The 23,223-nt window shown below is 59.7% G+C and carries 19 protein-coding genes; 10 read left to right on the plus strand and 9 right to left on the minus strand.

Going from position 1 to position 23,223, the window contains the following annotated elements; genetic code table 11:
* The first annotated feature begins 124 nt into the window (after positions 1-124).
* From iolE to BF99_RS0104320, 7 genes are all read left to right on the plus strand, one after another.
* Positions 125-1,024, plus strand: a complete 900-nt coding sequence (gene iolE, locus BF99_RS0104285; protein WP_025769895.1) for a myo-inosose-2 dehydratase — start codon at positions 125-127, stop codon at positions 1,022-1,024.
* Positions 1,021-1,836, plus strand: a complete 816-nt coding sequence (locus BF99_RS0104290; RefSeq protein WP_025769896.1) for an SDR family oxidoreductase — start codon at positions 1,021-1,023, stop codon at positions 1,834-1,836. The genes iolE and BF99_RS0104290 overlap by 4 nt, the downstream gene beginning before the upstream one ends.
* A 12-nt stretch (positions 1,837-1,848) precedes the next feature.
* Positions 1,849-2,589 carry an ATP-binding cassette domain-containing protein gene (locus tag BF99_RS0104295; protein WP_025769897.1) on the plus strand — a complete coding sequence of 247 codons (741 nt, stop codon included), beginning with the start codon at positions 1,849-1,851 and terminating at the stop codon, positions 2,587-2,589.
* Positions 2,586-3,608 (plus strand): ABC transporter permease, encoded by a 1,023-nt coding sequence (locus BF99_RS0104300; RefSeq protein ID WP_051482773.1) that lies wholly within the window; start codon positions 2,586-2,588, stop codon positions 3,606-3,608. Before BF99_RS0104295 ends, BF99_RS0104300 begins: the two co-directional genes overlap by 4 nt.
* Positions 3,609-3,646: 38 nt before the next feature.
* Positions 3,647-4,633, plus strand: a complete 987-nt coding sequence (locus tag BF99_RS0104305; protein WP_025769899.1) for a sugar-binding protein — start codon at positions 3,647-3,649, stop codon at positions 4,631-4,633.
* 321 nt (positions 4,634-4,954) lie between these two features.
* The gene (gene paaI / locus BF99_RS0104315) at positions 4,955-5,401 is read left to right on the plus strand and encodes a hydroxyphenylacetyl-CoA thioesterase PaaI (RefSeq protein ID WP_025769900.1); all 447 of its coding nucleotides are present in this window, start codon (positions 4,955-4,957) and stop codon (positions 5,399-5,401) included.
* Entirely contained in the window at positions 5,398-6,720 is a 1,323-nt protein-coding gene (locus tag BF99_RS0104320) for an AMP-binding protein (RefSeq protein WP_025769901.1), read from the plus strand. Before paaI ends, BF99_RS0104320 begins: the two co-directional genes overlap by 4 nt.
* An 88-nt stretch (positions 6,721-6,808) precedes the next feature.
* Here the strand turns inward: BF99_RS0104320 and BF99_RS0104325 are convergent, their stop codons facing one another.
* From BF99_RS0104325 to BF99_RS0104370, 9 genes are all read right to left on the minus strand, one after another.
* Positions 6,809-7,888, minus strand: a complete 1,080-nt coding sequence (locus tag BF99_RS0104325) for a 2Fe-2S iron-sulfur cluster-binding protein (RefSeq protein ID WP_025769902.1) — start codon at positions 7,886-7,888, stop codon at positions 6,809-6,811.
* A 115-nt stretch (positions 7,889-8,003) separates the two neighbouring features.
* Positions 8,004-8,477, minus strand: a complete 474-nt coding sequence (gene paaD / locus BF99_RS0104335) for a 1,2-phenylacetyl-CoA epoxidase subunit PaaD (protein ID WP_025769903.1) — start codon at positions 8,475-8,477, stop codon at positions 8,004-8,006.
* A gap of 1 nt (position 8,478) precedes the next feature.
* Positions 8,479-9,255, minus strand: coding sequence for a 1,2-phenylacetyl-CoA epoxidase subunit PaaC (gene paaC, locus BF99_RS0104340; protein WP_025769904.1), 777 nt, complete (start codon positions 9,253-9,255; stop codon positions 8,479-8,481).
* Between the two features lie 59 nt (positions 9,256-9,314).
* Positions 9,315-9,710, minus strand: coding sequence for a 1,2-phenylacetyl-CoA epoxidase subunit PaaB (gene paaB / locus BF99_RS20190; protein ID WP_025769905.1), 396 nt, complete (start codon positions 9,708-9,710; stop codon positions 9,315-9,317).
* A 99-nt stretch (positions 9,711-9,809) separates the two neighbouring features.
* On the minus strand, positions 9,810-10,790 hold the full coding sequence (paaA, locus tag BF99_RS0104350) for a 1,2-phenylacetyl-CoA epoxidase subunit PaaA (protein WP_038097252.1): 981 nt from the start codon (positions 10,788-10,790) through the stop codon (positions 9,810-9,812).
* Between the two features lie 77 nt (positions 10,791-10,867).
* Positions 10,868-11,848, minus strand: a complete 981-nt coding sequence (locus tag BF99_RS0104355) for an ABC transporter permease (RefSeq protein WP_025769907.1) — start codon at positions 11,846-11,848, stop codon at positions 10,868-10,870.
* Positions 11,845-12,948 (minus strand): ABC transporter permease, encoded by a 1,104-nt coding sequence (locus tag BF99_RS0104360; protein ID WP_197019036.1) that lies wholly within the window; start codon positions 12,946-12,948, stop codon positions 11,845-11,847. Before BF99_RS0104360 ends, BF99_RS0104355 begins: the two co-directional genes overlap by 4 nt.
* A gap of 26 nt (positions 12,949-12,974) precedes the next feature.
* Complete coding sequence (locus tag BF99_RS20195; RefSeq protein WP_051482774.1) at positions 12,975-14,537, minus strand: ABC transporter ATP-binding protein; 1,563 nt, start codon at positions 14,535-14,537, stop codon at positions 12,975-12,977.
* Between the two features lie 29 nt (positions 14,538-14,566).
* Positions 14,567-15,628, minus strand: coding sequence for a BMP family lipoprotein (locus BF99_RS0104370; RefSeq protein ID WP_197019037.1), 1,062 nt, complete (start codon positions 15,626-15,628; stop codon positions 14,567-14,569).
* A 496-nt stretch (positions 15,629-16,124) separates the two neighbouring features.
* On the opposite strand from BF99_RS0104370, the gene hrpA reads away from it, so the two are divergent.
* The 3 genes from hrpA to BF99_RS0104405 all read left to right on the plus strand — a co-directional run bounded on the left by hrpA (position 16,125) and on the right by BF99_RS0104405 (position 23,115).
* The gene (hrpA, locus tag BF99_RS0104390; protein ID WP_197019038.1) at positions 16,125-20,279 is read left to right on the plus strand and encodes an ATP-dependent RNA helicase HrpA; all 4,155 of its coding nucleotides are present in this window, start codon (positions 16,125-16,127) and stop codon (positions 20,277-20,279) included.
* A 223-nt stretch (positions 20,280-20,502) separates the two neighbouring features.
* On the plus strand, positions 20,503-21,207 hold the full coding sequence (gene phoB, locus BF99_RS0104400; protein WP_025769913.1) for a phosphate regulon transcriptional regulator PhoB: 705 nt from the start codon (positions 20,503-20,505) through the stop codon (positions 21,205-21,207).
* A 96-nt stretch (positions 21,208-21,303) separates the two neighbouring features.
* A complete protein-coding gene (locus tag BF99_RS0104405) occupies positions 21,304-23,115 on the plus strand; it encodes an AAA family ATPase (protein WP_025769914.1) in 1,812 nt (603 codons plus the stop codon).
* The last annotated feature ends 108 nt before the right edge of the window (positions 23,116-23,223 follow it).

Genomic DNA, 23,223 nt, shown 5'->3' on the forward strand with positions numbered 1-23,223 from the left:
CATCGGGCGGTCGGGTATCCGCGGTTTCGGCGAAGGCCCTTCGATCCTCGATCTCTTGAATCCGAATCGACTAGGATCACGAAGGCGTTCGCACCTTCGATAACGAATGGAGATTTGAAAAATCGTGCTACAGGCCAAGATCGGTATTTCGCCCATCGCTTGGTGGAACGACGACCTCGAGGAACTCTCGGACGATGTGAGCCTCGAAGAATGCCTGCGCCAAGCATCGCAAGCGGGATACTCGGGTATCGAAACCGGCCAGCGATTTCCGATGTCGATGGAAGAACTCGGACCCGTCTTGGATCGATACAAGATATCGATCTGCGGCGGCTGGTTCTCGGGGCGGCTGCTCGAAGGGGACCTGGAGGCCGAGAAGGATCGCATTCGCAAGCAGATGGATTTCTTCATCGCCGCCGGAGCCCCTTGCATCGTCTACGGCGAAACCGCCCGCTCGATCCAAGGAGATCGCCACACACCCCTATCCGCCAAGCCGACCATCGATGACCGCCGGATGAAGGCCTACGGGGAGAGGGTGACCGCCTTCGCCGAATGGTGCGCCGATGAAGGCATGCCCATCTCCTACCACCACCATGTCGGTACCGTGATCGAGACCGAATCGGAAATCGACGCCTTCGTCAATCGCACCGGCGAGGCGGTGAGATTGCTCTATGATACGGGGCACTTGGCCATGGCCAACGGCGATATCTCCCGTATGCTGGCCCATCACCGCCGGATCAGCCATGTCCATACCAAGGATATCCGACGAGCGGTGGTGAACGGGCTCGATCGGGAAAAGGAAAGTTTCCTGGATGCGGTTTTGAAAGGGGCCTTCACGGTGCCCGGCGACGGCGATTTGCCTTTCGAGCGTATCGTCCTCGAATTGGCGGATCGCGGCTATCAGGGCTGGTTCGTGGTCGAAGCGGAGCAAGATCCGGTCGTCAGCCCGCCGCTCGAGATGGCGATCAAGGGCCATGATGAATTGGCAAGGCTTTTGGAGGCCGCGCACTATCGGGTGATCTCATGAACAGGATCGACGGAAAAATCGCCATCGTCACCGGAGCCACGCAAGGACTCGGAGCCGCCGTCGCCCGGGCCTTCGCCGAAGCCGGGGCGCAAGGGATCGTCATCGTCGGGCGAGGGTTCGAGAAAGGAATCAAGGTGGCCGAGGGCATCGAATCGGCCACCGGGGTGCCGGTCGAAACGATCAAGGCGGACTTGGGCCGGATGGAGGATGTGCAAACCATCGTGCCGAAAACCGAGTCCCGCTTCGGCAGGGTCGATATTTTGGTGAACTGCGCCGCGCTCACCGATCGGGGCAATATTCTCGATACCTCGCAAGCGCTCTTCGACACCATCTTCGCCGTCAATGTCAGGGCTCCTTTTTTCTTGATGCAAGACAGCGCCAAATCGATGATCGCCAAGGGCATCGAGGGTGCGATCGTCAATATCGGCTCGACTTCGGCTCTGGCGGGGCAACCATTCCTCTCCCCCTACTCCACTTCGAAGGGGGCGTTGGCGACGCTTACGCGAAATACCGGCTTTGCCTTGATGCGCAATCGGATCCGGGTCAACCAACTGAATATCGGATGGATGAACTCGGATCACGAACGCAAACTCCAAGCCGAGGAATCGGGGGATCCGGATTTCATCGACAAAGAAGCCGCCAAAACACCCTTCGGACGCCTTTTGGATCCCGCCGAGGTAGCCCGAGCCGTCCTTTGGGTGGCATCCGGCGATAGCGGGATGATGACCGGATCCGTGATCCAGTTCGATCAGTCGGTCTGGGGGGGTTATGACGGACAGCCTCCTGCGCCTGCCAATCCCTTGCGCGAATGAGGAGATGGCGGATTGAGCCTGCTCGAGCTCGTCGGCATCACGAAATCCTTCGGCGCGATCCATGCGCTGGAGGGGGTCGATCTCGAGGTCGAGGCGGGCGAGGTGGTCGGCTTGATGGGGGATAACGGCGCCGGAAAATCGACCTTGATGAAGATCGTCGCCGGGAACTTCCTTCCGACCGAGGGCACCATCCGCATCGAGGGCCGCGAGGTCGAATTTCAAAAGCCGGTCGATGCCCGCATGGCCGGGATCGAGATCGTCTACCAAGATTTGGCCTTGTGCGACAACCTCTCGGCGGCGGCCAATGTCTTTTTGGGGCGAGAGGAGAAAAAAAGGATCGGTCCCTTCGCCTTCATCGATCACAAATCGATCTTCGACCGCGCCGCGAAGATCTTCGCCGAGCTGAAATCCGAAACCCGCCCGCGAGATCTGGTGCGCCAGATGTCGGGGGGGCAGCGCCAAGCGGTGGCCATCGCCCGCACTCGGCTCAGCGATCCCAAGTTGGTCTTGATGGACGAACCGACGGCGGCCATTTCGGTAAGACAGGTCGCGGAAGTTCTGGCGTTGATCAAGCGACTCGGGGATAGCGGACATGCCGTCATCTTGGTGAGCCACCGCATGCCGGATGTCTTCGAGGTCTGCGATCGAGTCGCGGTCTTGCGAAGAGGCCTCAAGGTGGCGGACAAATCCATCGCCGAAACCAGCCCCGAGGAAGTGACCGGTCTCATCACGGGGGCGATCGAAGCCGCATGAAACAACCTGCCAAAAACCCGGACTTGCACGCCGAGATCGACGAGAGCATCGCGCTCAGGCAAGAAGTGACCGGCTTCGGCAGTCTGCTTCGGGCCCAGCCCTTTTGGGTTTTCCTGGCGATCCTCGCCATCGGCGTGGTCATGACCTTCGTCTCCGACGCCTTCATGACCGAACGCAATCTATTCAATATCACCCGCAATTTCGCCTTCTTCGGCATCATGGCGCTGGGGATGTCGGCGGTGATCTGCACTGCGGGGATCGATCTGAGCGTCGGCTCGCTGCTCGGCCTATGCGCCATCACGCTGGGACTGACGATGCAGTCCGGCTTGGGCATCGAGATGGGCTTTCTCGTGTGCATGGCAACGGCGGCGATCGTCGGCTTCATCAACGGTTTCTTGATCGCCTACCTCAAGATGGCGCCTTTCGTGGTGACCTTGGGGATGCTCGCGATGGCGCGCTCCATCGCGATGGTGCTCTCGAACAACAAGATGATCTACGACTTCGGCCCGGATACGGATCTCTTCGAATGGATCGGGGGCGAAAGCGTCTTGGGGGTTCCGAACGTGGTCTGGGTGTTGATCGTCATGACCGCGATCTTCTGGATCGTCTGGAGGCATACGACATGGGGCCGTTGGGTCATCGCCATCGGCGGCAACGCCGAGGCCGCGAAACTATCGGGCATCCCCGTCGAGCGGATGATCGTCTCGGTCTATATGGTCTGCTCGATGTGCACCGGACTGGCGGCCTTCATGTTCATCGGCTACACCGGCTCGGCGACCAACGGCATGGGAGTCACTTACGAACTGACGGTGATCGCAGCCTCGGTGATCGGAGGGGCGAATCTGATGGGCGGAGTCGTCTACGCCCTCGGGGCGCCGATCGGGGCGGCCTTGATGGAGCTCATCAGAAATTCCCTGCTCTTGGCCGGCATCCCCGCGCTGTGGCAACAATTTTTCGTCGGACTGTTCCTGATCCTTGCGGTGCTTTTGGAACAGATCCGCAATCGCGGCGGGAAATGATCCGCCATACAAACCATTGACCCGAGAGGAATTCCTCGATGAAAAAACTTCTTGCATCCACCTTGGCCACCGCCTTGCTGCTCCCGGCGGCGGCATCTGCGGATTACACCTTCGCGCTGGTCCCCAAGGCCATGAACAACCCCTTCTTCGACTTGGCCCGGGACGGTTGCTACAAAGCGCAAAAAGAGCTGGACGACGTCACTTGCGAGTACATCGGCCCCGGCGAGCATACCGAGCTCGAGCAGATCCAAATCGTCCAGGATCTCATCACCAAAGGGGTCGACGGAATCGCCGTGGCTCCTTCGAACGCCCCGGCCATGGCCAAGGCGCTCAGGGCCGCCGTCGATGCCGGGATCCCGGTCATGACTTGGGATTCCGATCTCTTGGATCGGGATAAGTCGCTTCGCACGACTTATGTCGGCACCAACAACTACGATATCGGCGTCAACCTCGCCAAACTCGCTCAAGCCCGCCATCCGAGCGGCGGCAGCGTCTGCCTGCAGACCGGGGGAGCGGCGGCCGCCAATCACAACGAACGCCTCAAGGGGATTCGCGACACGCTGGCGGGAAAGGATACCGGGACACCTCCGGGCACCGCGCTGGCCGGTGAAAACGGTTGGACCGAGATATCGGGCTGTCCGCTGATCACCAACGACGACGGCAATGTCGCGGTTCAAGGCATGAGCGATATCCTGGCCGCCAACCCGAATCTGACGGCCTTCATCTCCACCGGGGCTTTCACCCAGTGGTTCGACAACGCCTACCGCCAGGCGGCCAAGCCCTACAAAGCCAAACTGGACGACGGCTCGCTCTCGATCCTCGTCGCCGATACCCTGCCGATGCAGATCGAACAGACCAAAGATGGATTGGGTAATGGGCTCGTCGGTCAGCGTCCCTTCGAGATGGGCTACAAGGCGATGTACGTTCTCAAAGAAATCGCCCAAGGCAAATCGGTGGACGATCCGATCTACACCGGCTTGGATGTTTGCGACAACGACAATATCGATAACTGTCTCGCAAACTGAACAAAAGCCGAAAAGCGATATCGCGCCGAGATATCGCGCCAATCGCCCGCCCTCGTATCTGCGAGGGCGGGCTTTTTCATATTCATCTTTATGCCCCTGCCCACAATCACCCGGACTTCGCCGGCGATCGCAGGTGAAACCCTCGAGGCTCGAGGACGTCGGCCAGACCTTCGATAATCTCTCATGAATTCCTTAAGATATCGAAAGGGCGGATCGATCCATCCACTCTCGGGGGCTCTTGGACCCAAGCCCTGCAAGAAGCGCCTTTGAAAGCAGCGTCGGATTCGAAAGGAAGCACAATCGACAAGAGCGAGGGATTCGATGACCCCGAAGGAGCGAGCCCGGCGATCGGCCGAGGCGATCTTGGAAAACGATACCGTTTGCCGCTGGTTCGGCATCGATCTGATCGAGGTCGACGAGGGACAAGCGGTGGTCGAAATGAAGATCGAGCCCCATCACTGCAACGGGCACGGTCTTTGCCACGGAGGCGTGATCTTCACCCTCGCCGACAGTGCCTTTCAGTTCGCCTGCAATAGCCGCAACGAATCGACACTGGCCCAGCATAATGTCATCAGCTATATCCATTTTGCCCATGCAGGCGATATATTGCGGGCCACGGCGCGCGAAGTCTCGGCCAAAGGACGCAACGGGATTTTCGACGTGAACGTCAACGCCGGGTCGGGAACGATGATCGCCCAGATGCGCGGCATGAGTTTCACGCTCGGACGGGCGCTTTTCGACGAATCGACTCCGAAGGAGGAATCGTGAGGGATATCGCCCCCGCAAAATCCGAACTCGAGCCTATCGAGAACGCTTCCGTCGACGAACTTCGATCGCTGCAAAGCGAGCGATTGAAGCGGGCGTTGCATTACGCATTCGAAAACTCGCCCTTTTATAAAAAGCGCTTCGAAGAGGCGCAAGTCCACCCCGACGATCTCGTGAACTTGGACGATCTGGCGCTCTTTCCCTTTACGGTGAAGGAGGATCTACGCCGCAGCTATCCCTTGGGGATGTTGGCGACGGATCGTTCGCGCACGGTCCGATTGCATAGTTCGTCGGGGACCACCGGCAAGCCCACGATCATGGCCTATACCCGAGGCGATATCGATCTGTGGGCGAATCTGATCGTGCGTTGCCTGCGGGCCGCCGGTGTACGCCCCGGAGATCTGGTGCATAACAGCTACGGCTACGGCCTGTTCACCGGGGGGCTCGGAGTCCATTACGGAATCGAGCGCCTCGGGGCCTGTGTGGTACCCATCGGCGGCGGGCAAACAGCGAAGCAGATCACGTTGATCACGGATCTAAAGCCCAAGGCGATCATGGTCACCCCTTCCTATCTGCTCAATATCCTGGAAGTGTTGAGGGAAAACGGGCATGATCCCGAAGCGCTCTCGTTGGAAGTCGGGATCCTCGGCGCCGAGCCTTGGACCGCCAAGATGCGCCGCGAAATCGAAGGCGCCTTCGACATGCACGCCCTCGATATCTATGGTCTAAGCGAAATCATCGGCCCCGGGGTCGGCAGCGAATGCGTGGAAACCAAGGATGGATCGCATCTTTGGGAGGATCACTTCTACCCCGAAATCATCGACCCCGAAACCGGCAAGGTCTTGCCCGACGGCCAAGAAGGGGAGCTGGTATTCACCACGCTCACCAAGGAAGCCATGCCGGTCGTGCGCTACCGGACCCGTGATATCACCCGCCTCCTGCCCGGAACCGCTCGCCCGATGCGACGCATCGAGAGGGTCACCGGGCGCAGCGACGACATGATGATCCTGCGCGGGGTCAATGTCTATCCCTCGCAAATCGAAGAGCAGGTATTGACGGTCGAAGGCTTGGCGCCGCACTTCCAGATCGAGCGCTTCGTCGAGGGGCGTATGGATGGGATGCGGGTCTGCGTGGAGCCCGATCCGGCCATCGGTCAAGGCGCGGTCAAGGCCTCGCCCGCCTCCGATCCGGCGACGATCTTGAAGCGCCGCATCAAGGAGATGATCGGCATCAATGTGGAAATACGGCTCGGCGAGGTCGGCTCGGTGCCGAGATCGCAAGGCAAAGCGGTTCGCGTGGTCGACTTGCGCGAAAAGAAATGATCCCGCATAGGGCTACTTGGCAAAGAACGATCTCGCAAAGAGAACGACCCCGCAAAGAGAACGCCGACAAGGCGCCGACCGAAAGCGATCAGTTCTCGCAGATCACCGCAAGGCGTTCACCGAGCGGGATGGTCTGGCAGGCGAGCACGAAGCCCTGCTCGACCTCGTCATCCTCGAGGGCGTGATTGACCCGCATCCGTACCTCGCCTTCGACCAAGCGGCATTTACACGTCGAACACACCCCCGCCCGGCAGGCATAGGGCATATCGAGACCTCGCTCCAATGCGGCATCGAGCAGGGTCTGCCCCTTTGGAATCTCGAAACCGTGCACGACCCCGTCAAGGGTCAGGCTGACCGAGACTCCGGACCTTGCATCGTCGCTCGAGGCCGCAGGTGCTGCCCGCAAGAGTCCCAAGGGCACAGGACCGCTGCCGGCGACGAAGCGCTCTCGGCGAATACGTTGCCGATCCACGCCTCGATGGGAAAGCGCACCGGCAACGAGATCCATCAGCGGCTCGGTGCCGCAAAGATAAATCCGCGTCATCGGCCTCGGGTCGATCAGTCGATCGAAGATGAGATCGCATTTCTCGGCGTCGATTCGCCCCCGAGACAGCAGTGCATCCTCCTCGGCATCGCGCAGAATGTGCACGATATTCAACCGCGCCATACAGGTGTTCTTGAGATCGTCGAGCTCCTCTTTGAACATCACCGTATCGAGGTGGCGGTTGGCGTAGATCAACGTGAATTCCGAGCCCGGCTCCGCCGCCAGGCGGGTCTTGATGATCGATATCACCGGGGTGATGCCGGAACCGGCGGCGAAGGCCAAATAGCGATGCCGCCCGATGCCGGCTTCGAGCGGCGAATCGAAGCTCCCGGCAGGCTCCATCGCCTCGATGATCGTTCCCTCGACGAGGTGCTCGAAGGCCCAAGCCGAAAACACCCCGCTTGGTACGCGCTTGATACCCACTTGCAGCACGCCCTCGTTGCGGCCTGCGCAAATCGAATAGGAGCGGCGAATCTCGATGCCGTCGAATTCGCGGCGAAAGGTCAGGTATTGGCCTTGGACGAAGGCGAAATCTCCGGGGCCGACCGGGCGCAGCGTGACCTCCACCGCTTGGCGCGTGATCTTTCTGGCGCGAACGGTCTCAAGCGGATAAAAGCGCGCCAAGACGAACCCCCTCGATGGTCGATTCGATGATCGGAAAAATGGCCGAAGATGTCGGTGGGAAAGTCGTTGAAAAGGGGCTCGATGCGCGTTCGTTCATGATGCACCTCGGATGCCCCTAGATGCACTTGAAATAATCGAAGGGTTCATGGCAGCGCTCGCAGCGCCACAAGGACTTGCAAGGGGTGGATCCGAATTCGCTGATCCTCGTCAATCGCTCGTCGCCGCATTGCGGGCAGCGCTGCGGGCGACCGGATCGGCTCGAGGGATGCTCCGCCGGCGGGGCGATCCCGCTCTCGGCCAGCTTGATGCGGGCCTTGTCGGAAAGCCAATCGCTGGTCCACGGCGGAAAAAGACTGGTGCGAAAACGAATCTTTTGCAGCCCGTGAGAGCGCAGGCAATCCTCGATATCGCGGACGATGGCCCGGTTGGCGGGGCAGCCGGAATAGGTCGGGGTGATGGCGATTTCCAATCGATCGCCTCGCCACTCGATCTTGCGCACCACCCCGAGATCGATCACCGAAATCGCGGGGATCTCGGGATCCGGGACCTCCTCCAGCCAATGCCGGATCCGATCGGGATCGGGTTTCATCCTACCACTTCGCCTGCGGATAGGCCCGCTGCAACCACTGCATCTGCGCCAATAGATAACCCAAGGCTTCGCTGTGGCGCAAACCGGATTTACCGCCTCGCTGCCAACTGCCGACCTCGGGGAGGGTCAAGGTGGCGGCTTCGACGATGCGATCGAGATGCAAGCGATAGGCCACTTCGAGTTTTCGAAGATCGGGGCCGATCCCGGCCCGAAGCATCGCCTCGTCCACGATATCGGCCTCGAAGAGTTCGCCCGTAAAAGGCCACAGGATATCCAAGGCCCCTTGCATGCGAGCCCGACTGGTCTTCGTACCGTCCCCCAAACGAACCACCAGATCGCTCGAGCGGGCGAGGTGATACTCGACCTCCTTGATCGCCTTGGCCGCGATATCCGCCACCCGTCGATCGGAAGCGCCTCGCAGGTGATCGAGCAGATGGAAGTGGAAACCGTCGAAGAGGAATTGGCGCATGAGGGTGCAGCCGAAATCGCCGTTCGGCTGCTCGACCAACAAGGGATTTTTGAACTCGTCGACATCTCGCAGCATGGCGAGATCGTCGGCACCTCGCCCTTCGCCCTCGATCCGCCCCGCCAGATCCAACCACAGCTGCGCTTGGCCGATGAGATCGAGGGCGGTATTGGCCAAGGCGATATCCTCTTCGAGCGCCGGGGCATGGCCGCACCATTCACCGAGGCGATGACCCAAAATCAGCGCGCCATCCCCCAATCGACATAGATAATCGAAAAGCGGATCGTTCGCCGCCCTCCCATCTAAGGTCATTCTCCCAGATTGCCTTGGATCGGATTGCCTTGGATCGGATTGCCTTGGATCGGATTCCATCACATCGCTCCCGCCTCGTCGGGGATATCGTAAAAACTCGGATGGCGGTAGATCTTGGTTTCCGAGGAGTCGAAAAAGGCCTCCTTGTCGGCGGGGATCGATGCGGTGATCGCGCGGGATTCGACCACCCAGATCGAAACCCCTTCGCGCCTGCGGGTGTAGACATCGCGGGCGTTCTTGAGCGCCATCTGCGCATCGGTGGCATGCAAGGAGCCGACATGGCGATGGCTCATCCCGTGGCGGCCACGAACGAAAACCTCCCACAGCGGCCACTCGAGACGGCCGGTATCACGGCCCGCATCGGCGCCGGTGTCGCTCTCGGATTCGGGGGGTTCTCGCACCTCATCGCCTGCGGGCGACTTGCTTTCTCCGGCGGGCAAATCATCATCGAACACTGTTACCGACGCCTCCTTGTGATGATTTTCGTGGTGGATCTTCGGATGGACCCGTCAATGAATCGATAACGAGTGCGCCGGGGAATCACCTTTGCGAATCTAAGCGGCCTTCTCCTGGCGGCGGCGAGCGGCGGATTTGCGAGCGTGGGCAAGCAGGGCATCTCGAACCCACTCGCCCTCCTCCCAAGCCTTTCGCCGAGCCGCCAAGCGTTCGCGATTGCAAGGACCGTCGCCCTTGATGACCGCGAAGAATTCCCCCCAGTCGGGATCGCTGAAATCGTAGCGATGCTCGTCCTCGTTCCAACGCAAGTGGGGATCGGGGATCTTGAGCCCGAGAAAATCGGCCTGCGGCACCGTCTGATCCACGAATTTCCGGCGCAGATCGTCATTGGTATCGAATTTGATCTTCCATGCGATCGAGCGCTTGGAATGCACGCTGTCTCGATCCGGGGGGCCGAACATCATCAGCGTGGGATACCAAAAACGATCCAGCGCATCTTGTGCCATCCGTCTTTGCGCATCGCTGCCTTTGGCCATTTTGATCATGATATCGAAGCCTTGGCGCTGATGAAAGGATTCCTCCTTGCAGATACGAACCATGGCCCGCGCATAAGGCCCGTAGGAGCAGCGTTGGAGCGGCACCTGATTCATGATCGCCGCGCCGTCGACAAGCCATCCGATGGCGCCGATATCGGCCCAACTCAAGGTCGGATAGTTGAAGATCGAGCTGTATTTCATGCGCTCGTCGAGCAGTTGGGCGGTCAGCTCGTCTCGAGAAACCCCCAAGGTCTCGGCGGCGCAATAAAGATAAAGACCGTGACCGGCCTCGTCTTGCACCTTGGCCAGCAAAATCGCCTTGCGCTCCAAGGTCGGCGCCCGGTTGATCCAATTGCCCTCGGGTAATTGGCCGACGATTTCGGAATGGGCATGCTGACCGATCTGACGGATCAGGGTCCGCCGATAATCCTCGGGCATCCAATCTGCGGGCTCGATCTTCTCACCGGCATCGATACGAGCCTGAAAGGCCCGCACCCTTCGATCGTCCTCATCGCCCGAAGGCGAAACCGTTGACGTGCGCATGATCCACCTCCCTCGTTCGAAGCATCGACCTTGATCGATCCGCCACTGCGAGAAGCGATCGGTCAAGACACCCTTGGCTAGCCGGCGCCCCCCTTGACGTAGGGTACACCGCAGGCCTTGGGGGGGATGGCCTTGCCGACGAAGCCTGCGAGTATCACCACCGTCAAGATGTAGGGTAGGGCGTCGAGCAGTTGCAGCTGCAAATGGATGGAAAAGTGGCGTTCGAAGAGATCGGGGCGCAAAGACAGAGCCTGCAAGAATCCGAACAGCAGGCATGACCACAGGGCGGCCCACGGGCGCCACTTGGCGAAAATGAGGGCGGCCAAGGCGATGAATCCGCGGCCTGCGGTCATCTCGTTGACGAAGCCGGCATGCAATCCGGTGGCCATGTAGGCCCCGGCGAGGCCGCATAGAACACCGCATAAGATCACGGCGATATAGCGAAGACCGACGACCGAGATCCCCGCGGTCTCCACCGCATCCGGCGCCTCGCCGGCGGCCCGCAGCCGCAACCCCAAACGCGTGCGGTAGAAAATCCACCACGTCATCGGTACCAACGCCAAGGATAGATAGACCAAGATCGTATGCCCCGATATCAACTCCGCATAGAGGGGTCCGACGAGGGGGACTTGGGCCACGATCCCCTCGAAAGGCAAGTGCAAGGCGTCGAAGCGGCTTCCTCCCTCGAGCGCCGGGGTATGCCCGCCGAGTCCGAACCAGCTTCTGGCGATCATCGCGGTCATGCCGACGGCGAGAAAATTGATGGCGATCCCGGAGATCAACTGATTGCCGCGAAAGCTGATCGAAGCCAGCCCGTGCAACAAGGCCAACACCACGGAGGCGAGGACTCCGGCGGCGAGCCCCGTCCATACCGAGTCGGTGAGAAAAGCGACGGCGGCGGAGAAAAAAGCCGCCGCCAGCATCTTGCCCTCGAGACCGAGATCGAAGACCCCGGCCCGTTCGGAAAAAAGCCCGGCAAGACAAGCCAGCAGCAAGGGAGTCGAAAGCCGCAAGGTGGAATCGAGAACGGGGATGAGATCGGCGGCAAGTTCGCTCACGCTTTGCTCCTTGCTCGCTTTGATCTCGCCAAAAGGCGCTCGATCGGCATGCGCACCATATTGTCAAGGGCTCCGGTGAAGAGGATGACGAGGGCTTGGATCACGACGATCAACTCGCGCGGGATCGACGTCCACAACGCGAGCTCCGCCCCGCCTTGATAGAGAAATCCGAACAGGATCGAGGCGAGAACGATCCCCAAGGGATGGCATCGACCCATCAGGGCGACGGCGATGCCGATGAAGCCCGCCCCCTCGGTGGGATTGAGGATCAACCTCTCGCTCTCCCCCATCGTGGCGTTGAGCGCCATCAATCCCGCCAAGGCCCCGGACAAGCCCATCGCGATCAAGGTGATGCGAAAAGGATCGATGCCCGCATAGCGAGCGGCATTCTCGGAATGCCCGAAGGTGCGAATTTCATAGCCGGTACGGGTACGCCAGAGAAAAAACCATAGGAGGATCGCCGCCGCCACGGATAAAAAGGCGGTGATATTGGCCGGGGTGGATTTGGAAAAGGCGAACCCCAAGGGGGAGAGGATATCGTGCAGGGTCGGCAGGTGAACCGCATCGGGGAACAATGCGCTGCCGGGGGCCACCGACCCTTCGGGGCGCAGATGATTGACCAGCAGATAGTTGAGGAGGGCGGCGGCGATGAAATTGAACATGATCGTGGTGATCACGATATGGCTGCCGCGGCGGGCCTGCATCCACGCCGGGATCAGCGCCCAAAAAGCGCCGAAAAGCGCAGCCCCGATGCCGCAGCCGAGCAGAGCCAAACTCCAATGCGGCCATGGGATATGCAGCGCGACGAGGGCCGTGCCCAGCGCCCCGAGCATGGCCTGACCCTCGCCCCCGATATTGAACAGCCGCGCATGAAAGGCCACGGCGAAGGCCAAACCCACGAAGATGAAATTGGTCGCGTAATAGAGGGTATAGCCCCACCCGTAGGCCGATCCCAAAGCCCCGCTGACCATCAAGGCCGCGGCCTCGAAGGGATCCTCGCCGATACCGGCGATGATCAGCGCGCTGATCGAAAAGGCTAGGAAAAGCGAGATGATGGGGATCAAAACGATATCGACCCGATCCGACATGGTTCGCTGCATCGGGCGAATCCCCATTCAAACGACTGCTAGACGACGCCGGCCATCAACAACCCCAGTTCGCGCTCGTCGGTTTCCTTCGCCGGACGCTCGCCCATGATGCGGCCGCCGAACATCACCATGATTCGATCCGCAAGCGACAGGATCTCTTCGAGCTCCACCGAAACCAGCAAAATCGCCTTGCCCGCATCGCGCAATGCGATGATCCGGCGGTGGATGAATTCGATGGCCCCGATATCCACCCCCCTCGTAGGCTGACCGATCAACAAAATATCCGGCTCGGCTCCGATCTCCCTCGCCACCACGATCTTTTGCTGATTGCCTCCGGAAAAATCCCGCGCCGCGCGGCCGGGATCGGGAGGACGGATATCGAATTGCGTGATATGCCGTTTCGCTTCGCTTCGGATCGCGGATCGGTCCATCAGCGCCCCGGTGCCGTATCCGAAAGAGCGGTGGTAGCCCAAGATAGCGTTTTCCTCCACCGAAAACCCCATCACCAGCCCCACGCCTTGGCGATCCTCGGGGATATGGGCAAGGCCTGCAGCCCGCCTCGACCCGGCATCGATGCCGCTACCGGAAAGGGCGACCTCGCATCCTTTGATACGCACGCTTCCCTTCGCCCGCCGATAGCCTGCGAGCACTTCGAGCAGCTCCGATTGTCCGTTGCCCGCAACCCCGGCAATTCCGAGGATCTCGCCGGCGCGCAGGGAAAAATCGATGCCCGCCAAGGGCGAAGCGGGGGTCTCGGTGCCGGTCTCGATATGCAGGTTCTCGACTTCGAGCAAGGTATCGCCCAAGCAGGCGCAGGGCTTGTCGATCTGCAACGAGACCTTGCGCCCGACCATGCGCTCGGCCAGTTCCTCGATGTCGGTGGCGGCGGTGGCGACGGTGGCCAGCATCCGGCCTTGGCGCATCACCGAAACGGTATCGGTGACCTCCATGATTTCGCGCAATTTATGGGTGATCAGGATGATGGTCTTGCCTTCGCTGCGCAGCCGGCGCAGGATGGCGAACAGCCGGTCGGCCTCGGCGGGGGTCAGCACCCCGGTGGGCTCGTCGAGAATCAACACTCGGGCTTGTCGATAGAGGGCTTTTAAGATCTCGACCCTTTGACGCTGACCGATCGAAAGGTCTTCGATCTTGGCATCCGGAGGCGCTTCCAACTCGTATTCCCGCTCGATATCCATGAGTTCTCGACGGGCCTTGGCGAGGACCGGGCGCAGCAAAGCGCCCTTTTCCGAGCCGAGGATGATATTTTCCAAGACGGTGAAATTCTCGACCAGCTTGAAATGCTGGAAGACCATACCGATCCCGGCGGCGATGGCGGCTTGACTGTCGTGGATATCGACCCGCCGACCGTCGATGAGAATTTCGCCCTCGTCGGCTTGATAAAAACCGTAGAGGATCGAGACCAAGGTCGATTTGCCGGCCCCGTTCTCTCCGATGATGCCGTGGATCGTCCCCGGCATGACCGACAGGTCGATCTCCCGATTGGCCTGCACAGGGCCGAAGGCGCGCGAGATCCCCCGCAACTCGATGGCGGGTGGCGAGACCGGTGGCGAGGCATTCGGCGAGCGTTGCCCGGACGGCATCGAAGCATGCGTCGATGCGGGCGTCGACGTCATGAATTCGCCGGACACTCGCTGTCGTCGGTGTAGTTGTGCACCACGATCCGGCCCGAGGCGATGGCGTCGAAGGCTTCGTCCACCGCCGCTTTCATCTTCGCATCGACCAAGTCCGCATTGTGCTCGTCCAAGGCGACCCCCAATCCCCCGTTGGCAAGCCCCATCACGCTAACCCCGGCGCTCGCCGCCTCACCGCCTTTGAAAGCCTCGTAGACGATATTGTCCACTCGCTTGAGCATCGAGGTCAGCACCGAACCGGGATGGAGGTGATTCTGATTGCTGTCCGCTCCGATGGAAAGAATCCCCTCGTCGGCCGCGGCCTGCAAAATGCCCACATTGGTCCCGCCGGCCGCTGCGAAAACCACATCCGCTTTTTGCGCCGCTTGGGATCGGGTCAGTTCCGCACCCTTGATCGGATCGTTCCACGCCGCCGAGGTCGTTCCCGTCATATTGCGAATCACCCTCGCTTCGGGGTTGGCGGCCTCGACCCCCAAGGCATAGCCGCAGGCAACCCTTCGGATCAACGGAATATCCATCCCCCCGACGATCCCCACGGTGTCGGTGCGAGTCGCAAGACCCGCCATCACCCCGACCAAATAGCTCGCCTCATGCTCGTTGAAGACCACCGAGCGCACATTCGGCGCTTCCACCACGCTGTCGATGATGACGAAATTCGTTTCCGGATAGTCGGGGGCGACGATCTCCAAGGTCGTTGCGAAGGTGAATCCGACCATCACCACCGGATTGGCCCCTCTTTCGGCGAAGCGCCTTAGGGCCTGCTCGCGCTGGGCTTCCGATTGCAGCTCGATTTCCAAAAAGCGCCCGCCGGTCTCGTCCCCCCAGCGTTTCGCCCCGGTATAGGCCATCTCGCTGAACGATTTATCGAATTTCCCGCCGAGATCGTAGATGACCGCAGGCTGCGCCCAAACCATCGGAGCCACCAGCATCAGCAGCAGCGATCCGACAAGACCCCTGAGCCTTGGAATTGCCGCGGATATCGATCCTCGCATCGGATCGTCTGCGGAAAAAATGCTCCTTGGCCGATGATAAGTTTTCATTCCTCGTCTCCTTCGTCGATGAGCCCCGCTATCATCGTCTCATTCAAGACGACCATCGAGATGTCTCATCGCATCTTGTCCTCTTCCAAAAGCCGATGGATCTCGTTTTTCGGGCTGTTGTTTCAGTACCCCTTTGCCCCGGGCCATTCCATCGAGCGATGATTCATAAGATATCCTATCAAATTCGATAATGGAAGAAACGACTCGGATCCCGAATCGAAGGGCATCGACGATTCGCTTTTCGCGAGCGCTCGACGATCCGAAATCCCTTTATCCCTTTCAAAGCGAACCCTTTTTATATCGGGCCATCGGCTCGATGCGATGGATCGTCATCGAGTTGCCGACGCCAAGTTGCCGACACCTACGATGCTGTCGGCTCATGGACGCACGATTCGATCGCGCTTGATATCCTTTTAAAATCCACCGATCCGATCGATGTTCGAAGCGATACGCAAAAGGCACGACCGATAAAAGACCATAGAGGATGTCCTCGTCGATGGGCGGATCCACCGCAACTCCACCGCGAAATCTCGCAAGCCAAGCCAACGCCCTGCTGGCTCGTCTCGATCGATGCATGGCGGCCGATGCCGAGCGCTTTCGCCGACGCTTGCTTCGCCTTCATCTGCGAAAAGGAGCGAAGAGCGAAGGCGATCTCGATCGCAAGGCCAAGGCCATCGCCGCGATCCGACAGGAGATCGAGAACTCGATCGCTCTTAAGCAGCGCCGTCTTTCATCCATCGAAGGCCTTCGGCCGCGACTTCATATCGACGAAGACCTGCCCATCGCCGCCCATGCCGATACCATCGCCGACGCCATCGAGAAGCATCCGTTGATCCTCGTCACCGGGGCCACCGGCTCCGGCAAGAGCACCCAACTTCCGAAGATCTGCCTTCGCGCCGGGCGTGCAAAGAGGGCGATGATCGGTCATACCCAACCCCGACGCCTTGCCGCCCGCAGCATCGCCGCTCGCATCGCCGACGAGATGGGAAGCGAGGTGGGAGGGCTTGCGGGATTGAAGGTGCGCTTCCATCAGCGGATCGATCCCTCGACCTTGGTCAAATCGATGAGCGACGGGATCTTGTTGGCGGAGACTCGAAGCGATCCGGATCTCCTCGCCTACGATACGTTGATCATCGACGAAGCGCACGAGCGCAGCCTCAATATCGATTTCCTGCTCGGCTATTTGCAGCGATTGATCCCGCGCCGCCGGGACTTGCGGGTGGTGATTGCCTCGGCCACATTGGAAGCCGATAGGTTGGCGCGTTTTTTCGGATCGGCACCGGTGATCGATGTCCCCGGAAGAAGCTGGCCGATCGATATCCGCTATCGCCCCGGCGAGCCGGGCTTCGATATTGCGGATAAAGTGGCCGCGGGCCTCGAAGAACTGCGCCATGAACAAGGCGATGTGCTGGTCTTTCTTTCCGGCGAGCGCGAAATCCGCGATGTCGCAGGCCGGGTGGAGGATATGGCCTTGCCGGATACGCAAGTCTTCTTGCTTCATTCGCGTCTTTCGGATGCCCGGCAGCAAGCCCTCTTCGATCCCCCCTCGTCCCCCGCTCGGCGCCGGATCGTGCTGGCGACCAATATCGCCGAGACCTCCTTGACCGTACCGGGGATCCGTTTCGTGATCGATGCCGGTACCGCGCGGATCAGCCGCTACGCCCATCGCACCGGGGTGCAGCGATTACCGGTGGAGGCCATCTCCCGCGCCGCCGCCGACCAACGCGCCGGACGCTGCGGCCGCACCGCACCCGGGATATGCATCCGGCTCTATGACGAAGAGGATTTTCTCGCCCGCCCCGCCCACCTCGAGCCCGAAATCAAGCGAGCGGACTTGTCGGCGGTGCTGCTGCGGATGCTCGCCATGGGGATCGCCGAGGTCGATGATTTTCCCTTCGTCGACCCTCCGGATCATCGCTTGGTCAGTGACGGCCTTCGTCTGCTGCGCGAAGTCGGAGCCATCGACGATGCAAGAAACCTGACCCGGATCGGCCGCAATCTCGCCCGCCTGCCCTTGGATCCCCGCATCGGGCGCATTCTGCTGGCCGCCGATAGCCTTGAATGCATCCCTGAGGCTCTGGTGATCGTCAGTTTTTTGAGCGTGCCGGATCCGCGCGATCGCTCATCCGGCAAAAAAGGAGCGGCGGGGGCGCATACACGCTTCGCCGACTCCCGCTCCGACTTCCTCGGCATCATCAATCTTTGGCATCGGGCGCGCAAGGCGGGATCGGCAAAATCCGCGCTGCTCGGATTTTGCCGTCGTCATTTCCTTTCTCCGATGCGGATGCGGGACTGGTTCGAGGTGCACGATCAACTCCGCACCCTTTGCCGCGAGATCGGGCTTTCGGTGCCCGATGCCCGACGCACCGCAAAAGGTGGATATGAAATCGCCCCGCCCGGGAAAATTCATCGCGCGCTGCTGGCCGGTCTGCTGCGCTTCGTCGGCGGACTCACCCCGGAAGGCGATTACGCCGGTTTGCGCGGGAGCCGCTTTCGCCTGGCATCGGCCTCGGTTCTGGCCAAAACCGGCGCCCCTTGGATCGTCACCGCCGCGGTGGTGAATACCGAGCGCCCCTTGGCCTTCACCGCCGGGCGGATTCGGGCACAGTGGGTGGAAGAGGCGGCGGCCGGTCTCGTGCGCCGCACCCACTTCGACGCTTTTTTCGATCCCCGGCGCGCCGAGGCCATGGTGCACGAGCAGGTAACGCTCCACGGGCTGGTGTTGATCCCCAAACGCAAGGTGCGCTACGCCCCGATCAGCCACGCCGGAGCGCGGGAGATCTTCTTGCGATCGGGGCTGGTCGAGGGCGGCTACCCTTGCCACCATCCTTTCGCCGAAGCCAACGCCCGCACCCTGGCCCGATTGCGCACCCTCGAGGATAAGTTGCGCAGCCCGGGATATTTGGTACGAGAAGATGCCATCGCCGCCTTCTTCGATGCTCGTCTTCCGGACGAGATCGTCGACGGACGCAGCTTCGAGCAATGGCTATCCTCCCTCGACGCCGCCGGGACTTGCGCCCTCGAATTTCTCATCGAGGATATCCTGCCCGCAACGCTCGAGGAGCGGATCCCTTCGATCGATCCGAAAAGCCCTCCCTTGCCAAGAGCGCTACCCGAGATCATGCAAGGCGGATTGAACGCCCCCTTCCCCGATACCCTGCAAGTCGGCGATCACACCATCCCCCTTCGCTATCGCTTCGCCCCCGGCGAAGAGGACGACGGCGTCAATGCCACCTTGCCCTTGGACGGCCTGCCGCACTTGGATATCGCGAAATTCGAGTGGCTGGTACCCGGGATGCTGGAGGAAAAAACGCTGGCGCTGCTGCGCGCTCTGCCCAAGGGCATCCGCCGAAGGATGATGCCGCTGGCGGATGTCGCCAAAGCCATCGTCAGCGCACCCCGGCCACCCGGTCTTTCGCTGCGAGGGGCGATCGCCCGCCATCTCGATCGCCTAAGGGCCATCGATATCCCGGCGCAAGCCTGGGATCCGGATCGTTTGGAGCGATTGCTTCCGGCATGGCTGTTCATGCGTTTCGAGATCGTGGATCGAAGCGGGGCGGTCATCGCCTGCGGAAGACATCTGGACCGCTTGGAACGGCAGATTGCCCAAATACCCGGATCCGCCTCTTTTTCCCGCTCCCGCAAGGCGGGGCAAAGGAGGGCAAGGGGCGAGCCTGAATCGGACCTGGCCGCGCCGGGAGCGCAGATCCATCGCCGCTGGGATTTCGGAGCGCTCCCTCGGGAGGCCGAGGAATCGGGGTCGGATGTTTTTCGAATCGTGCATCTTGCCTTGCGCGATGTCGGCAATGGCGTTGTCATCGAACATTTCCAAAGCGCCCAAGCGGCTCGGCGCGCCCACGGGCAAGGATTGATGCGCCTTGTGGCCATCGCCGTTGAAAAAGATATCCGAGGAATCCTGCCTCGAGGCGGGGAGATGGAGCGGTTTTTTCTGCTTTTCGCCCGCAGCGGTGCCACCCCGGATTGGGTGGAACCCGCCCCGGCAAGCGCCGGATATCCCGCCATCGGCAGCGCAAGACGCGCCCGCGCCGACCTTGTCGACCGTGCGATCCGGCGGGCTTTTCTGACCTCCTTGCCCGATTCGCTGTCGGATCTCGTCGATATCCGAGATGCCTCGGGCTTCGATGCGCTATTGGCCGCCGGCCGGCCCGCTTTGGAGTCCGCGCTCGAAGACCTTTTGACGCAAACGATCTCGATCCTGCAAAGCGCCCTCGATTTGCGCGAAGCGATCGAGGATCCGCCCCGGCCCTTGCCCGGCGATTCCTTGCTCGATATCCGCCGTCAGCTCGCCGGTCTCGTCCATCCGGAGTTTCTGGCGACCACGCCGACGGCGGCCTTCGCCTCCTTGCCCCGCTACCTGAAAGGACTACGGGTGCGGCTTGACAAACTTCGGCAAGGAGGGGCGAACGACCTTCGGCGCCTTGATGGGATCGCTCCCTTGCAAGCGAAGATGGAAGCCGCCGCTTGCGATCGACGGGATCGCCGGCGACACGATGCCGAGCTGATCCGTTATCGCTGGATGCTGGAGGAATACCGACTTTCCGTCTTCGCTCAAGAGACCGGCTTGGCGTCCGACGGGATTTCCGAAAAACGACTGGACCGGCAATGGGCGCTGATCGAAGCCGGGGGGTAGGCGCATTCAAAGCCAAGTGATCGATGGATCGAAAACGATATCGATCCGGGGCATCGCTCCCCGCCTGCGATCTCGATAAAGCGTCGCATCGAGATAATTCGCATCAAGATAAAGGGTCACCTCGAAATGAGACTTATCGAAAAAGGTCTCATCGATGTCACCGAACGCTTCATATCATCGACAAGTCGGATGATATCGCTTGCACAACCGGAGCCATCAATCGATGCAAGGCAGGGAGATTTTGATCGTCGAGGACGATATCGCGATTCGAGAGATGGTCGATCTGGCCCTTTCTCGGACGGGCTTCGAAGTGCGAACGGCCGCCAATGCGGTGCTGGCGGAGCGCGAAATCGAACGTTCGCCACCGAGCCTGATCCTCTTGGATTGGATGCTCCCCGGTATCAGCGGGATCGAACTCGCCCACCGCCTACGACGGGACAAGACGGCGCGGGATATTCCGATCATCATGCTCACGGCCAAGGGCGAGGAAGGCGATCGTCTCCGGGGTTTCGACGCCGGAGTGGACGACTTCATCGTCAAGCCCTTCTCGATCAAGGAGCTGGTCGCCCGCATCCGGGCCGTACTCAAACGCACCGCTCCCAAAAACGATCAAGAGCCCCTCGAAATCGACGGTTTGCGGCTGGATCCGATCAGCCATCGCCTGACCTATCAAGGCGAGACGATTCGAATCGGGCCGACGGAATTTCGCATATTGAGGCTCTTCATGGGCCATCCGGATCGGGCCTTCACCCGCCGTCAGATACTCGATCGCATCTGGGGCGGGGATGTCTCCATCGAAGAGCGCACCGTCGACGTCCATATCCGGCGGCTACGAAAGGCGCTGCGCGGCCACGGGGGCCGCGGCTTCGAACGATATGTCCAAACCGTCCATGGAACAGGCTATCGTTTTTCCCACCGCAAGGATTGATCCCGGTCGGGCGATGGGGTCGGTTATTCTAGGAACGCTCGGCAAGCCGATATCCATCGAGAGATCCCGTCGCCGATTGGCCAAAGGCTATCGAATATGAAGATCATCCATTACCTCGAGATCGAGAATTTCAAGCATTTCGGGGAAAAACAGCGAATCGATCTCGATCACCCTTCCGTCCTCATCGGACCGAATAACTGCGGGAAAACCACGGTGATCCAGGCGATCGCCCTTTGGTCCCAAGCGGTCAAGGCTTGGTTCGATGCCAAGGGGAAATCGCCTCCCAAGAAGAGAAATGCCGCTCCGATCAATCGATTGAATATCGTTTCGGTACCCGTTACCGACGCCCGTTATTTTTGGCACGACACCATAATACGAACGGGACGAAAGAATATCGAATTCGAGATCGCCGCCGGGATTGCCCACGAAAACGGTACCACTCCGGTAGGGATGCGCTTCATCCATCGAGGAGGCGATCTGCTCTATTGCAACCCGACGAAAAGCGCATTGGATCATCCAGGGCTCATCGAGGCCGCGGCCAATATCGATGTCAGGCTGCTCTATCCGATGTCCGGACTTGAAACGGATGAAACAATCCTTCGGCGAGGGCGTATCGATGTCTTGCTCGGTCAGGGCCAAACCGCTCAGGTTCTGCGCAATTTATGCTTTCTCGTATTCGAGAACGACCCGGAAGATTGGAAGAAGATCACAAGCCACATTGAGAAGCTTTTCCAAATAACCCTGCAAGAGCCGATAGCGAATTACCGGGGGAGCATCGATCTTTTCTATACTCAATCAGGTATCAAATATCCACCGGATATTGCCTTGGCCGGAAGAGGGCTTCAGCAAATGCTGCTGCTCCTCGCTCATCTTTACTGTCACCCTAAAAGCGTATTGCTCATCGATGAGCCGGATGCTCATCTCGAGATCCTGCGGCAGAGGCAGATCTATATCCTTTTACGAGAGATCGCCGAAGAAAAGGGCTCCCAAGTGATATTGACCACCCACTCCGAAAAAGTGATGGAGGATGCGATCGACCATAATCTCACTTTGTTGTTGAACGCCAAGGCGGAGAACATAAGCAACCTCGCCGGCAAAGAAAAAGTGAAAAACGCTTTGAAGTATTTCGGGGCGGAGCGCTACTACCGTGCCCGAAAGTGTGGCTACATCCTCTATGTCGAAGGAAAGACCGATATCGATAACTTGAGGGCTTTTGCCAAGAGACTGAATCATCCGATCACCGAGCTCATCGATACCGCCAATATCTATTACACGCAAGGTAGTCATCCGGAATCGACGACCATCGATTCTGAAATGGAAAGGGTGGAAACCCGCCCCGGAGATAAACCCGGGGGAAATTTCTTCGTCCTCAAAGACTTGATACCCGATCTTCGAGGGCTGGCTATACTGGATGGCGACAATCGACAGCGAGATGATCATGCAGAGAAAAGGTCGGGTAGATCGGGCCTATCGATTTTAAGGTGGAAACGCTATGAGATCGAGAACTATTTTATCAGTCCCAAACTATTGAAGGCATTCCTGCGAAAAGTCTTGGATGATCAGAATTTACTTGAATCCAATGACATTAAGAAAGGAGAACGGATTCTCGATCGGATGATCCTGAATGAGGTCTTCGACAAAAACGATGACGAGTTTGAAACTTGGAAGGCGATGGACGAAAAATCCTCAGGTTTTTTGTGGGAAGCCCGAACCGAGCGTATGAAAATTAGCGATTTCGCCGAGCGTTTTTTTCAAGAGCTATCAAAAATCTCGACTCGGGAGATGCTTACAAGAAAAGGGGAGTTCTACCGTTTGATCGAATTGATGGAGGATAACGATATCCCGAAAGAGGTGGAGGAGAAATTGGATGCGATCCATGATCTCTTGAAAACCACATCTACGTCTTGAATCTATCTCGATAAGATTGAAAAAATAGAGATTCCCATCGACCAAAAAAGATAAAAGTCCGAACACGCATGGTTTTTATCGACTCGTCCTACCGACGATAAAAATATC

Origin of the sequence: Thioalkalivibrio sp. HK1 (assembly GCA_000583135.1) — a bacterium.
In the GTDB taxonomy this organism is placed as follows: domain Bacteria; phylum Pseudomonadota; class Gammaproteobacteria; order HK1; family HK1; genus HK1.

Coding starts and splice junctions, on each gene's coding strand:
- BF99_RS0104290 (WP_025769896.1), top strand. CDS start 1,021: ATGAACAGGATCGACGGAAAAATCGCCATCGTCACCGGAGCCACGCAA.
- BF99_RS20195 (WP_051482774.1), bottom strand. CDS start 14,537: ATGCCGTCCGGGCAACGCTCGCCGAATGCCTCGCCACCGGTCTCGCCA.
- paaA (WP_038097252.1), bottom strand. CDS start 10,790: ATGCGCACGTCAACGGTTTCGCCTTCGGGCGATGAGGACGATCGAAGG.
- BF99_RS0104370 (WP_197019037.1), bottom strand. CDS start 15,628: ATGAAAACTTATCATCGGCCAAGGAGCATTTTTTCCGCAGACGATCCG.
- hrpA (WP_197019038.1), top strand. CDS start 16,125: ATGGGCGGATCCACCGCAACTCCACCGCGAAATCTCGCAAGCCAAGCC.
- BF99_RS0104405 (WP_025769914.1), top strand. CDS start 21,304: ATGAAGATCATCCATTACCTCGAGATCGAGAATTTCAAGCATTTCGGG.
- BF99_RS0104300 (WP_051482773.1), top strand. CDS start 2,586: ATGAAACAACCTGCCAAAAACCCGGACTTGCACGCCGAGATCGACGAG.
- BF99_RS0104360 (WP_197019036.1), bottom strand. CDS start 12,948: ATGCAGCGAACCATGTCGGATCGGGTCGATATCGTTTTGATCCCCATC.
- paaD (WP_025769903.1), bottom strand. CDS start 8,477: ATGAAACCCGATCCCGATCGGATCCGGCATTGGCTGGAGGAGGTCCCG.
- paaC (WP_025769904.1), bottom strand. CDS start 9,255: ATGACCTTAGATGGGAGGGCGGCGAACGATCCGCTTTTCGATTATCTA.
- phoB (WP_025769913.1), top strand. CDS start 20,503: ATGCAAGGCAGGGAGATTTTGATCGTCGAGGACGATATCGCGATTCGA.
- paaI (WP_025769900.1), top strand. CDS start 4,955: ATGACCCCGAAGGAGCGAGCCCGGCGATCGGCCGAGGCGATCTTGGAA.
- BF99_RS0104305 (WP_025769899.1), top strand. CDS start 3,647: ATGAAAAAACTTCTTGCATCCACCTTGGCCACCGCCTTGCTGCTCCCG.